Genomic DNA, 12832 nt, shown 5'->3' with positions numbered 1-12832 from the left:
CGTGGAATCAGGGTGTTGGCGGAGTCTGTTCGCGATGGGAAGTGTCGAGTATCCTCACGGGCAGCGCGTTCCGCGTCAACAGCCTGTCGTGGTAAAGAGAGACGCCATCGATCTTATGAAGGATTTTGCCGGATGCTGCCCCGACTGGTGCTTCTGATGTTCGGCTGCTGGGCGTTCTCCAGCGAGTCAGCATTCGCCACCCCCCCCAACGTCGTCTTCATCCTGACGGACGATCAGGGGGCGGTTGACGCGGGGTGTTATGGCTCGACGGATCTGGTGACGCCGAACATCGACGCTCTCGCCGCCCGCGGCGTACGGTTCACGCAGTTTTATTCGGCGGCGCCGGTCTGTTCTCCATCGCGGGCGGGCATTCTGACCGGGCGTTATCCCGTCCGCGCCGGCGTCCCCGGCAACTGCGCTTCACAGCCCGGCGAGAAAGGGGCGCTCCCACCCGAACAGGTGACGATCGCGGAAGCGTTTCGCGGCGCAGGTTACGCGACGGCCCACATCGGCAAGTGGCACCTGGGCTACACCCCCGAAACATTGCCGCTCGCCCAGGGGTTCGACCATTCGTTCGGACATATGGGGGGCTGCATCGACAACTGGTCTCACTTCTTCTACTGGAGCGGGCCGAACATTCACGACCTCCACCGCAACGGTCGCGAAGTCTTTCACGACGGCCAATACTTCCCCGAACTGATGGCCGACGAGGCGATTACTTTCATCGACCGGCACCGGGAGCAGCCGTTCTTCCTCTACTTCGCGATGAACGCCCCGCACTATCCCTACCAGGGGGAGGCGAAGTGGCTGGAGCGATTCAAAGATCTGGAGTATTCCCGGCGTCTCTATGCGGCGTTTCTGGCCAGCCAGGACGAGCGGATCGGGCGACTGCTCAAGCATCTCGATCAGACCGGCCTGCGCGAGAACACCATCGTCGTGCTGCAGTCGGACAATGGTCACTCGACCGAGGAACGGGCGCACTGGGGAGGTGGCAGCGCCGGTCCTTACCGCGGCGCGAAGTTCAGCCTCTTCGAAGGAGGCATCCGACTGCCGGCGATGATCAGTTGGCCGGGACAGATTCCGCAGGGAGAAGTCCGCAATCAGGTGGCCCATGCCTGCGACTGGTTCCCGACGCTGACGGAACTTTGCGGAGTCCAGCTCCCGGAAACGGATATCGACGGTCTCAGCCTGACGCCGGTGCTCAAGTCGGCCGACGCTCCCTCGCCGCACAAGACGCTCCACTGGCAGGTCGGCAACGGACCGAATGCGCAATGGGCGGTCCGTCATGGCGACTGGAAGCTGATCGGCAACGTACAGGACACGACCGTCGGCAACAAGCCGGGCGCGAAGGCGGCCGAGCGGCCTCCTCTGTTCCTCAGCAACATCGCCCGAGATTCCGCCGAGCGGACCAACCTGATGGATTCGAATCCCGACATCGTCCAGCAACTGCAGCAACTGCATACGGACGAGACAAAACGCCCCTGACCGTTTCCCTGAAACACTTCGGAGCCTCGCATGCCGCTGTCGTCCGACTTGCCCCGCGGTTTCTCCCGTCGCAGGTTCCTGGCGGCGTCGTCCGCCAGTCTGGCCGCCGCATCGTCGCTGTCGTCTGCTGCCGACGCTCAGGAGGCCCCGTCGGCGTCCCCGGCCAGCGGCCGCCGTCCGCGCGTGGCGGCGATCAATTCGATTTACCGGCTGCGGTCGCACGCGTATCACATCGCAGGGCGGTTCCTGCTGGGCTATACCCGCAACGGCTTTCATCATCAGCCGCCGTTCGACCTCGTCCGGATGTACAACGACCAGATCCCCGAACACGATCTCAGCCCGGAGACGTGCGAGCGGCACGGCGTGGAGCTGTGCAAGACGGTCGAAGCGGCAATTGGCGGTCCCGATAAACTGGATGTCGACGCGATCCTGCTGATCATCGAGCATGGCGACTATCCGCTGAACGAGCGAGGGCAGATCCTCTATCCCCGCTACGAGCTGTTCGAGAAGATCGTCAACGTGTTCCGCAAGAGCGGACGGAGCGTGCCGATCTTCGTCGACAAGCACCTGTCGTACGATCACGCCAATGCGGCTCGCATGGTGGCAACTTCGCGGGAGCTGGGTTTCGGTCTGATGGCCGGCTCATCGCTGCCGGTCACCTGGCGCCAGCCGGAAATCGAACCGCCGCTCGAAACGCCGTTTGAAGAAGCGGTGGTCTGCTTCGGCTACGACCGGGGTCCGGTGGAGATCTATCTGTTCCACGCCCTCGAAGTGCTGCAGAGCATGCTGGAACGCCGGGCGGGCGGGGAGACCGGCGTGAAGTCGCTGGAGTGCGTGCAGGGAGACGCAGTGTGGAAAGCGGCGGCGGCAGGTCGCTGGTCCCGTCGGCTGCTCGACGCGGCCCTGTCCCGCTGCCAGAGCTGCAACGTCGGACCGGTCGAGCAGAACGTGAAGCAGCCGCTGGCGGTGTTCGTCGAATACCAGGACGGCACCAAGGCCACGGTTCTGAATCTGATCGAACAGGTCTCCGACTTTGGCTTCGCCGCGACGGTCCGTGGCCGGCCGGATCCGGTCTCGACCTGCTTCTATCTGCCGTCGCCTCCCGGCGCGAGGTTCTTCGATCCGCTGACCTGGAACATCGAGCAGTTCTTCGCGGCCGGGAAGCCTCCGTACCCGGTGGAGCGGACGCTGCTGACGAGCACGCTGTGCGATTTTGCGATGCGTTCGATTCACGCCGGCGGCAGCATCATTCGCGATCCGGCGATGGCGGTCACGTATCGCGGCCCGGAAAGCAGCGGCTTCTTCCGCGGTCCGTATGTGGATGCCGGTTGAGAAACCGGATGACATGCTCACCCTTGACGGTGAGCATGTCATTGGCCTTGGTCGGCTATCGCTTCGGGACTTACCAGGCTCCGCTTGGGCTGCCGACTCTTGTGAAGCCATGCCGGGGCACTGAGCAATCCAAATAGACATTCGCAGATGGCACAAAAGTACGAACTTGAAGCACTCGGACGATTCCAAAGGCAAGAGAGACGGAACCGCAACGCCCCATACCGTCGGTTTTCAATCCAGCCTGAAGCGGATCGTGCCGAGTTTATACGCCCGTTCGCATCAGTAAAACCTGCACAAGCGGCAAAAAAACAGTTGACAGTATGTTCCTGAACTGTATCGTGATCATCCTGATGGAATCGCTATGGTGTGTCTGTCATGGATGACTCGAACTGTTCATCATCGGAATCAGGGGGCGATGAGAATGATCGGGACATTACGGCGTAACCGTTCACACCCCGCCGGCCTCGTCGGTTGAGATCTGGTCTTCGCGCCCGCGGCGAAATCGGCGACATCATCGGCATGTCGCACGAAACGTCGCCGGTGACTCCTGAGCAGATCGCCGCCCTGCCGCCCGAATTCCGGGCGCTGCTGCAGGCGGTGATCGACCATTACGAACGGCGCATCGCCGCCCTCGAAACCGAGATCGCCACGCTCAAGAAAACGCCCCGCAATTCGTCCCTGCCGCCCAGCACCGAGCATCCGCACGCCAAATTCCCGCCGCAAAAAACGAAGAGCGGCAAGAAACGGGGCGGTCAGCCGGGGCACCCGAAGCACGAGCGGGCTTTGATTCCCACCGACCAATGCCAGACGGTCATCACGGTCAAACCGGAGGCCTGCCGGTGTTGCGGCGAGCCGCTGACGGGGGACGATCCGCAGCCGTGGCGGCATCAGGTGTGGGACGTGCCCGAGATCAAGCCGCTCGTCACCGAATACCAGCGGCATCGCCTGACCTGCCCCTGCTGCGCGACGAGCACCTGCGGCGAACTGCCGCCGGGCGTGCCCCAGGGCCAGGCCGGACCGCGGCTGGTGGCCCTCGCGGCGCTGCTCATGGGCTGCTTCAAGCAGAGCAAGCGGCGAGTCGCGCTGTTCCTCGAACAGGTGCTGAACCAGCCCTGTTCGCCGGGCTGGGTGGTCAAGCTGCAGAACCTGGCGACGTCCGCCCTCGCGCCGTCCTATGACGAACTGTCGAAACAACTGCCGGCCGAGACGGTGCTGGGGATCGACGAATCGCCGACGAAGGAAGCGAACCGCAAGAGCTGGCTGTGGACGTTCGTCGCCGGCTCGTACACGGTCTTCGCGTTGCGGACCACGCGGGCCGCGACGGTCCTGCAGGATCTGCTGACCGACGCCTTCGACGGGGTGGTCAACTGCGACCGGGCGAAGATGTACTACAGCGTCGGCCGGCCGCAATGGTGCTGGGCGCATTTGAAACGGGCCCTGACATAACAGAAACAGGGCAGGCGCTGATCGATCATCCCGATCAGCAGGTCAAGCGTCTGGGCTACGACCTGATGCGGCCGACGAAGGAACTGTTCCGACACTGGGCCCGCTGCCGGGACGGCACGCTCACCCGCGGCGGCTTCGAGCGTCTGATGCAACCGATCCGGCAGGAGATCGACGGCTTGCTGCTGCGCGGGGTGTTCAGCGGGAACCGCAAACTGCAGGGCATGTGCCGGCCGCTCTACAACCATCGGGACTGGCTGTGGACGTTTCTGGAGGTGGAGGGGGTCGAGCCGACGAATAACGCCAGCGAGCGGGCGTTGCGTCCGGCGGTGATCTGGCGGAAGCTGTCGTTTGGGACGCAGAGCGCCAGCGGCAGCCGGTTCGTGGAGACGATCCTAACCGTGGTGGAAACCTGCCATCGGCAATCTCGCAGCAGCTTCGAGTACCTGACCGCCGCCGTCACAGCCCACTTCGCCGGTCAGCCCGCCCCGTCGCTGCTGGGCGGGGTGTGAACGGTTACCATTACGGCGGCTGACTGGAATTAACGGTGCGGTTTTGATCTTGGCGGCGACGCTCTGGAATGGAATGGCAGCCAACGCCGAGGCGGCTGGCTTCCGTGTGTTCGATGAGCAGATCCAGACCGACCCGAGCTACGACTTTCGAGCCAAGGTGTACTCCGTCAACAACGGCGTTTGGACGCTGATTGCAACGGAGAACTACGACTACGTTGGTTCGTATTACATGGATGGCTACGGCTGGTTCTACAAATGGAGGATTAATGAGTTAATATTTCCTGCCGACGAGGATGCGACGGTTATGTACCAAGTCGAGTACCGGTATGGCGGCGGAGCTTGGACCTACTTCTTCACTAGCTCGGCGCCGGAAGAATGAGCAGTTCCAGAACTTGAATGCATGAAAGGCGGAGCCGGAATGCAAAACACTCGTAGTGATCGATGCTGTGACCGAAGTGGCGTCACCATCATTGAAGTGCTGGTGGTCGCAGGCATTCTGGGTCTGCTTGCGGCCTTGCTGATCCCGGCGGTTCAACAGAGCCGCCGGGCATCGCGCCGAGCCACTTGCCAGAATCATCTGCGGCAGATCGGCATCGGGATCGCGTCGATCGCAGAAAGCACAGGTGTGTTTCCCACGTCGCAAAAACCAGAACCTGCGTACTATCGCCTCTTGCCGCACTTGGACGCGGCCGCCGTGCGAACGGCACTTCTAGAGCAGAGAGTTCCGGAGAATTTTCAAGTCCCCACTTTGGCGTGCCCGGAAGATGCAATCGTCACTTCCAATATGGCTGTGGGCGACTCCAGTTATTTCTTCAATGACGGGATACACTTCCGGATCTTCGAGCCGATGAATGGCTTTCGAAATTCGCGGACTCGGGATACTCGTCCCAGCGACGTTTCGGACGGGCTGTCGAACACAGTCGCCATGGCGGAACGACTGGTCCGGCCGTTGAAGGGAGGGCCGTGGACCGCAGAGATCATGGATCGAGAACCGCGGCGGTTCTTGTGGTGGACGGAAACACGATACTCAGGGCGCGGGGAGGAGGATCTGGCGGCTGAGAACTGTCGCAATCATCGCACGACAACATATCCTTTGCACTTTGGCGCGAACGCGATGAACTACCGTTTGTCGTACGGTTATGACCACATTCTCGCTCCGAATCAGACCGGATGCTACAACGGACCCGAAGACTTCGATGTGGATGTCGATCTCATCCTGATGCCCGCGTCGAGTCTGCATGCGGGTGGCGTCAACGTGCTTGTCGCGGATGGCAGCGTCCGTTTTGTCGCCGATGGAATCGACCTGGGCGTCTGGCGGGCCTTGGGGACGCGAAACGGAAATGAGTCAGTCGCGGCCTTTCCGGGTCACTGAAAACGTGAAACAGAATCGACACTGGCGTTGGATGGTGATTGGCGCGGCGCTGCTGATCGCCGCGTTATTGGGCCTGTATTGGTGGACGCGCCAGCCGCCTCCGATCTTGCCGGCCAACCCGGCTCCCTACGTAAAGCAATTCACCTTCACGCGGCTGGAAAGCGGTGAACCGATCGGCGACGTGGTGACGCTTCTCCAGCGTACCGGGTTCTATGCCAACGTCGATGTGACGCCAAACAATCTCCCCGGACAGATATTCGCCGACCGCGAGCTGACGGAAACGGTGTATTGGCCGATGACATTGGCCGTCATTCCGCGCGGCTGGCGTGGAACGGAACGGAACACGGTTGAAATGCCGTGCATTCGCTACCGTCAGCAGATTTCGCCACGGCAAGCGACCGTGGTCAAGAAAGGCTCCCCCAAGCCTACCCCGCTGGCGGTCGGAAACATGAAGACGTGGCCGGTATCGGCGGGATACTCGGGTTCTCCGAAGAAGATCCCTCCGCTGACTAAGGGGAACCTCTGCGGATATACGTTCTTCGCCCTCGGGAATCATCCACCGGGCGAATACGTTTACGAACTGCGTATCTATCCAACAGCGCACTGGATCTCAGACGTACGCTTCGAATCCGGCCCGCCCCTCGTGTTGCAGCGGGGGCTGTTGCAAGTGACCGGTGACGAGCAGCCACAATAGCCGATGGTCCACCCGGCGATGAAGACTTCGTGAGTCCGTCATCGCTTCGGGCGATAGAAGTGCGTCGCCTGGCCGTAGCTGGCTTCTGCGGCTTCCATCAGGGTTTCCGACAGCGTCGGGTGGGCGTGGATCGTTTCCGCCAGGTCGCGGGCGACGGCTGCGGTTTCGACCGCCAGGGCGGCCTCCGCGATCATCTCGCCGGCGCCGGGGCCGACGATGCCGATGCCCAGCACCCGTTCCGTGGCGGGATCCAGCACCAGCTTCGTGAGCCCTTCCGTCCGCGCCAGGGTCATCGCCCGGCCTGAGGCGGCCCAGGGGAATTTGACCACTTTGACATCACGTCCGCGGGCCTTGGCCTCGGGCTCCATCAGGCCGACCCAGGCAATTTCCGGATCGGTGAAAACCACGGCGGGAATCGCGGTATTGTCGAAAGCGGAGGGCTGCCCCAGAATCGCTTCGGCCGCGACCTTGGCTTCGCGGGTCGCCTTATGGGCGAGCATCGGTTCGCCGGCGACATCGCCGATGGCGAACAGGTGGGGCACGTTGGTCCGGCGCTGGGCGTCGACCTTGATGAAGCCCTTCTCGTCGACTTCGACGCCGGTGTTCTCCAGGCCGAAACCCTTGCTGGTCGGGCGTCGTCCAATCGAAATCAGGACGCGGTCGAAGGTCTGCTTGGGGGCGACTCCTTCGCCTGCGAGGGTGGCGGTGATACCGTTCTTCGCGGCCGCGAGAGCCTCGACCTTCGTGTTGAGATGAATCGCTTCCAAGTGCGATTCCAGCCGCTTCTGCAGCGGGCGGACGAGATCGCGGTCCGCACCCGGCAGCAGTCCGCCGGTCAGTTCGACAACGGTGACCTTCGAGCCCAGGGCGGCGTAGACGCTCCCCATTTCCAGGCCGATGTACCCGCCGCCGACGACCAGCAGGCTGCCGGGGATGTCCGCCAGTTCGAGCGCGCCGGTCGAATCCATCACGCGCGGATCGCCGATCTGAAAGACCGGCGGCACGGCGGGCGTCGACCCAGTGGCGATGATGCACTTCTCGAATTCGACCGTCAGCGTCTTGCCGGCGCGGGTCTTCACTTCCAGCAGATGATCGTTGATGAAGGTGCCGCGGCCGGGAATCAGTTCGACGCCGCGCGCCTTGCACAGCTCGCCGACGCCTCCCGACAGCTTGCCGACGACGGCGTTCTTCCAGTCTCGCAGCTTGTTCAGGTCGATTTTGGGCTTGGCGAAGGTCAGTCCCCAGTCGGAGGCTTCGCTGCTTTCGTTGATCAGCTTGGCGACGTGCAGGAGCGCCTTCGACGGGATGCAGCCGCGGTTGAGGCAGACGCCGCCCGGTCGTTCGTCGTCGTTGATCATGACGACTTTCAACCCGTGATCGGCGGCTTCAAACGCGGCGGGATATCCGCCGGGACCGCCACCGAGGACCAGCAGTTGAGCCTGGATGTCTGCCATGGAAACTCTGTTCTCAGCAAGGAGCATTGATCGGGCGATTCAGCGAAGGAGCCCGCGGATCGCAACCCGCGGGCTCCAGGAAATTCTAGCCGCTCAGCAGCCTCGGCACCAACCGATCAGCATTCGACCAGCAGGCGGAAGGCGTCGGAAAACAGCCCGCTCAGCTTGACGATGAAGCGGGCGGCGTCGGCGCCGTTGACCACGCGATGATCGTAAGAGAGTGACAGCGGCAGCATCAGCCGGCTCTGGACTTCGCCGTCGACGAGCTGCAATTGCTGCTGGCTGCGGGACATCCCCAGGATGGCGACTTCCGGGTAGTTGACGATCGGCGTGAAGGACGTCCCGCCGATCCCTCCCAGATTGGTAATGGTAAACGTCCCCCCCATCATGTCCTTGATCTCGAGCTTGCCGTTGCGGGCCTTCTCGGCGATCTCGCCCAGCTCGGTCGCGATCTGCAGGATCGTCTTTTTGTCGCAGTCGCGGAGGACCGGGACGACCAGGCCGTTGGGGGTGTCGACGGCGACGCCGATGTTGTAATACTGCTTCAACACGACTTCGGCCTTCGCCGAATCGTAGCTCGCATTGAAATTCGGGAACGCCTTGAGGCAGGCCACCGCCGCTTTGATAGCGACCGCGGTCATGGTGACCTTCACGCCGCTCTTGCCGACCGATTCCTGGAACCGCCGACGGGTGGCTTCGGTCTCGGTGATGTCGGCCAGGTCGTGCTGGGTGACGTGGGGGATGAGCTGCCAGGCAAGGCTGAGGTTGTTGGCGGCCGTCTTCTGCAGCTTGGTAAACGCGATCCGCTCGACGGGGCCGAACTTGGAGAAGTCCGGGAGAGGCGGAGCGACAAGGCCGCCGCCGCCCGAGCTGCTCCCGGCCGCCGCCCGTGCGACGTCTTCCATAGTGATTCGACCGCCGGGGCCGGAGCCGCGCAGGGCTTCCAGCTTCAGGCCGAGTTCTCGCGCCAGTCGCCGGGTGGCGGGGCCGGCAGGAATCGGCAGGCCGGCGACGGAGGCGACTGCGACCGGAGCAGGTGCAGTGGCCCGGGCAACAGAGGCCGCGACGGGCGCCGCCTTGGCGGGAGCCGCTTTCGCCGCTCCGCCGTTGACGCTGGACGCCGCGGCGCCCGAGGGCTCGATACTCAGCATCGGCTGGCCGACTTTGACCGTGTCGCCGGCTTTGACCAGGATCTTGCCAATCTTCCCCGCGTGGGGGCAGCGGAGATCCATCACGGCCTTGTCGGTTTCCAGAGCCATCACGACCTGGTCGGCCTGAATCGTATCTCCGGCGGCGACGAGGATATCCGCAATGTCGGCGGACTCGATTCCCTCCGCCAGTTCGGGCAGTTTGAATTCAATCGTCATGACGTCCCAATTTTCTCTGGGGCGGCTCCATCATGACTGACGGTGAACCGCCTCGAACTTCCGGCCTTCACGCCGGCTGACAGTCTGTCTGCAATCGACGCCGCCGGGAGCTCGCTCCCGACGGCGCGACACGATTTCAGGCGAACGCGGGGTCGACTTTTTCCGGATCGACGCCCAGTTCCCGCAGAGCCTGCGGCAGCTTGCGCGGATCGAACTGCCCCTCGCGGGACAGCGCCAGCAGGGCGTAGTAGGCCACGCATTCCGCATCGATCTCGAAGTGCCGTCGCAGCGTGCTGCGCGCCTCGCTCCGACCGAACCCGTCCGTGCCGAGAACCACGTACTGCCCCGGCATATAGGGCCGCAACTGCTCCGCGACGAGCTGCACGTTCTCGCTCGAAACGATGAACGGCCCCTTCACGCCGGACACGGCCGATTCCAGGTAACTGGTGCGCGGCTTCTGGTCCGGATGCAGGGCGTTCCAGCGGGCGGTCGACTGAGCGTCCCGCTTCAATTCGTTGAAGCTGGTGATGCTCCAGACGTCGGCCTGCACGCCGAACTTTTCGGCCAGAATCGTCTGAGCGCGAATCGTCTCCCGCAGGATCGGGCCGCTCCCCATCAACTGAGGACGTCCCCCCCGCTTCTTCGCGGTCAGCTTCGGATCGAGCGGATAGAGCCCCTTCAGAATCCCTTCTTCGACCCCTTCGGGCATCGTCGGCTGCACGAAGGACTCGTTGTAGACCGACAGGTAGTAGAAGATGTCTTCACCGCGACCGTACATCCGGTCCATGCCATTCTGAATGATCACCGCCAGCTCGTAGCCGAAGCAGGGGTCGTAGGCCAGCAGGTTCGGGACGCTGCTCGCCATGAGCTGGCTGTGGCCGTCCTGGTGCTGGAGGCCTTCCCCATTGAGCGTCGTCCGCCCGGAGGTCCCCCCGCAGAGGAAGCCCTTGCAGCGGGAGTCGCCCGCCAGCCAGATCAGATCGCCGACCCGCTGGAAGCCGAACATCGAATAATACGTGTAGAACGGCACCATGTTGATGCCGACGTTCGCGTACGCCGTCCCCGCCGCGACGAACGACGACATCGCCCCCGCTTCGTTGATCCCTTCCATCAGCACCTGACCATCGCGGGCCTCGCGATAGTAGACCATCTGCCCGGCGTCGACCGGGGTATACATCTGGCCTTTGCTGGAGTAGATCCCGTTCTGGGCAAACAGCGTGTGCATGCCGAAGGTCTGGGCTTCGTCGGGAATGATCGGCACGATCCGCTTGCCGATTTCCTTGTTGGCCATCAGCCAGCCCATCAGTCGACCCAGCACCATCGTGCTCGACCAGTCTTTGCCGTAGGACGCTTTAATGGCGTCCAGGAAGGCGGTCGGGGCGGGAATCGGCAGACGCTCTTCCGTCGGCGTGCGCTTCGGCAGGTAGCCGCCGAGCGCCTGGCGATGGGCGTGAAGATACTTCATCTCGGCGCTGTCGTCGGCCGGCTTGTAGAATTTGGCCGCCTTCGTGTCCTCATCGGACATCGGCAGCTCGAACCGGTCGCGGAATTTCAGCAGCTCGTCTTCTTCGAGCTTCTTCTGCTGGTGAGTGGTGTTCTTCCCCTCGGCGCTTCCGCCCAAGCCATAGCCCTTGATGGTATGCGCCAGGATGACCGTCGGAACGCCCTTGGTGTCGACGGCCGACTTATAGGCCGCGTAGACCTTGTGGGCGTCGTGACCGCCGCGACGGAGATTTTTGATCTGGTCGTCGCTGAGGTGTTCGACCAGTTTCAGCAGTTCGGGGGACTTGCCGAAGAAGTCCTGGCGGATGAATTCGCCGGACTCGACGACGTAGCGCTGGAACTGCCCGTCGACGATTTCCAGCATCCGCTGCTGCAGCGCGCCGGTCGTATCCGCCTCCAGAATCGAATCCCAGTCGGCGCCCCAGATGACCTTGATGACGTTCCAGCCGGCGCCCCGGAAGATTCCTTCCAGCTCCTGAACCACCTTCCCGTTGCTCCGGACCGGGCCGTCCAGACGCTGCAGGTTGCAGTTAATCACCCAGGTCAGGTTGTCGAGATGCTCGCGGGCGGCCATCGAAATCTGCCCGAGCGATTCGGGCTCGTCGATTTCCCCGTCGCCCAGGAATGCCCAGACTCGCGACTTGTTCGCGGTCGGACAGATGCCGCGATGTTCCAGGTACCGCAGGAATCTCGCATTATAGAGCGAGCAGATCGGCCCCAGCCCCATCGAAACCGTCGGAAACTGCCAGAAATCGGGCATCAGCCAGGGATGCGGATAGGACGAGAGACCCGTCCCGCGCGGCAGTTCCCGGCGGAATTTCTCCAGATTCTGCTCGGTCAGGCGGCCTTCGACAAACGCCCGCGAATACATGCCGGGCGAGGCATGGCCCTGAAAGTAAACAAAATCGCCCGGATGGTCGGCCGTCCGGGCGTGGAAGAAGTGATTAAAGCCGGTCTCGACGAGAGTCGCTGAGGAGGCAAAGGTGGAAATGTGGCCGCCGACGCCCGAACCGGACCGGTAGGCGCGGACGACCATCGCCATCGCATTCCAGCGCACGATGCTGCGGATCTTCCGCTCCATCGCCCGGTCGCCGGGATACGCCGGCTCGGCTTCGCGCGGAATGGTATTCACGTAGGGGGTCGTGATCGACGGAACGACCGGCACCTGCTGCGCCTGAGCGCGCGCAAAGAGTTGCGTCAGCAACTGGCCGACCTGTTCGCGACCGTAGCGGTGGAGGACGTCGTCGAGCGACTCCAGCCACTCGTCGAGTTCGGCGGGATCCACCGTGAGAACGGGAGCTACGACGGGCTCATCCGCGTTTTCAGCGACCGGAACCGACTCCGTCCGCCGGTCCGATACCGGAGCAGCCATAGTGCCTGCCATAAAAGAATCAACCTCATCGATTGAGGAGCGAACAAATTTCGGGAGCCGCCCGGCCATCAACCCGTCTGGAAAACGGTACCGGCTGGTCCGGATAGACCGGGAGCGCACCCGCAAACTGGAACCTTATCCTATCAGCTTGGGCCGCATCTGCACAGACTGCAGCAACCCCCGGAAACCGGAGCCGGTCCATTGGGAAATCGCCGGATTTCCCTGGAAATTCTGACGCGTCTCGGCAAAGGCCGTCCCAGCGTCGCCCTGATCGCAACTCGTTTGTTGATTTTCTGTT

Annotated in this window: 10 protein-coding genes; 7 read left to right on the top strand and 3 right to left on the bottom strand. The window is 63.0% G+C overall.

What is annotated here, in order from left to right; translation table 11 throughout:
• The first annotated feature begins 132 nt into the window (after positions 1-132).
• The 7 genes from SH412_RS05520 (at position 133) to SH412_RS05490 (ending at position 6838) form a co-directional block, all read left to right on the top strand.
• Positions 133-1485: a sulfatase-like hydrolase/transferase gene (locus SH412_RS05520; protein ID WP_336522516.1), complete on the top strand. Its 1353-nt coding sequence runs from the start codon at positions 133-135 to the stop codon at positions 1483-1485.
• 30 nt (positions 1486-1515) lie between these two features.
• Positions 1516-2817, top strand: a complete 1302-nt coding sequence (locus SH412_RS05515; RefSeq protein ID WP_336522515.1) for a hypothetical protein — start codon at positions 1516-1518, stop codon at positions 2815-2817.
• 471 nt (positions 2818-3288) lie between these two features.
• Positions 3289-4263: an IS66 family transposase gene (locus tag SH412_RS05510; protein ID WP_336522514.1), complete on the top strand. Its 975-nt coding sequence runs from the start codon at positions 3289-3291 to the stop codon at positions 4261-4263.
• On the top strand, positions 4227-4772 hold the full coding sequence (locus tag SH412_RS05505; protein WP_336522513.1) for an IS66 family transposase: 546 nt from the start codon (positions 4227-4229) through the stop codon (positions 4770-4772). The genes SH412_RS05510 and SH412_RS05505 overlap by 37 nt, the downstream gene beginning before the upstream one ends.
• Positions 4773-4845: 73 nt before the next feature.
• Entirely contained in the window at positions 4846-5151 is a 306-nt protein-coding gene (locus SH412_RS05500) for a hypothetical protein (protein ID WP_336522512.1), read from the top strand.
• A 21-nt stretch (positions 5152-5172) separates the two neighbouring features.
• The gene (locus tag SH412_RS05495) at positions 5173-6144 is read left to right on the top strand and encodes a DUF1559 family PulG-like putative transporter (protein WP_336522511.1); all 972 of its coding nucleotides are present in this window, start codon (positions 5173-5175) and stop codon (positions 6142-6144) included.
• On the top strand, positions 6113-6838 hold the full coding sequence (locus tag SH412_RS05490) for a hypothetical protein (protein ID WP_336522510.1): 726 nt from the start codon (positions 6113-6115) through the stop codon (positions 6836-6838). The genes SH412_RS05495 and SH412_RS05490 overlap by 32 nt, the downstream gene beginning before the upstream one ends.
• Positions 6839-6876: 38 nt before the next feature.
• Here the strand turns inward: SH412_RS05490 and lpdA are convergent, their stop codons facing one another.
• From lpdA to aceE, 3 genes are all read right to left on the bottom strand, one after another.
• Entirely contained in the window at positions 6877-8292 is a 1416-nt protein-coding gene (gene lpdA / locus SH412_RS05485) for a dihydrolipoyl dehydrogenase (protein ID WP_336522509.1), read from the bottom strand.
• Between the two features lie 116 nt (positions 8293-8408).
• Complete coding sequence (locus tag SH412_RS05480; protein WP_336522508.1) at positions 8409-9659, bottom strand: 2-oxo acid dehydrogenase subunit E2; 1251 nt, start codon at positions 9657-9659, stop codon at positions 8409-8411.
• 136 nt (positions 9660-9795) lie between these two features.
• On the bottom strand, positions 9796-12534 hold the full coding sequence (aceE, locus tag SH412_RS05475; RefSeq protein WP_336522507.1) for a pyruvate dehydrogenase (acetyl-transferring), homodimeric type: 2739 nt from the start codon (positions 12532-12534) through the stop codon (positions 9796-9798).
• Between the last annotated feature and the right edge of the window lie 298 nt (positions 12535-12832).

The sequence above is a fragment of the Planctellipticum variicoloris genome, from assembly GCF_030622045.1.
Classification (GTDB): Bacteria; Planctomycetota; Planctomycetia; order Planctomycetales; family Planctomycetaceae; genus Planctellipticum; species Planctellipticum variicoloris.
The sequence above is the reverse complement of the archived record's forward strand: the minus strand, read 5'-3'. Positions and strand labels throughout refer to the sequence as shown.

Coding starts and splice junctions, on each gene's coding strand:
- SH412_RS05520 (WP_336522516.1), top strand. CDS start 133: ATGCTGCCCCGACTGGTGCTTCTGATGTTCGGCTGCTGGGCGTTCTCC.
- SH412_RS05515 (WP_336522515.1), top strand. CDS start 1,516: ATGCCGCTGTCGTCCGACTTGCCCCGCGGTTTCTCCCGTCGCAGGTTC.
- SH412_RS05505 (WP_336522513.1), top strand. CDS start 4,227: ATGGTGCTGGGCGCATTTGAAACGGGCCCTGACATAACAGAAACAGGG.
- SH412_RS05500 (WP_336522512.1), top strand. CDS start 4,846: ATGGCAGCCAACGCCGAGGCGGCTGGCTTCCGTGTGTTCGATGAGCAG.
- SH412_RS05495 (WP_336522511.1), top strand. CDS start 5,173: ATGAAAGGCGGAGCCGGAATGCAAAACACTCGTAGTGATCGATGCTGT.
- SH412_RS05490 (WP_336522510.1), top strand. CDS start 6,113: ATGAGTCAGTCGCGGCCTTTCCGGGTCACTGAAAACGTGAAACAGAAT.
- lpdA (WP_336522509.1), bottom strand. CDS start 8,292: ATGGCAGACATCCAGGCTCAACTGCTGGTCCTCGGTGGCGGTCCCGGC.
- SH412_RS05480 (WP_336522508.1), bottom strand. CDS start 9,659: ATGACGATTGAATTCAAACTGCCCGAACTGGCGGAGGGAATCGAGTCC.
- aceE (WP_336522507.1), bottom strand. CDS start 12,534: ATGGCTGCTCCGGTATCGGACCGGCGGACGGAGTCGGTTCCGGTCGCT.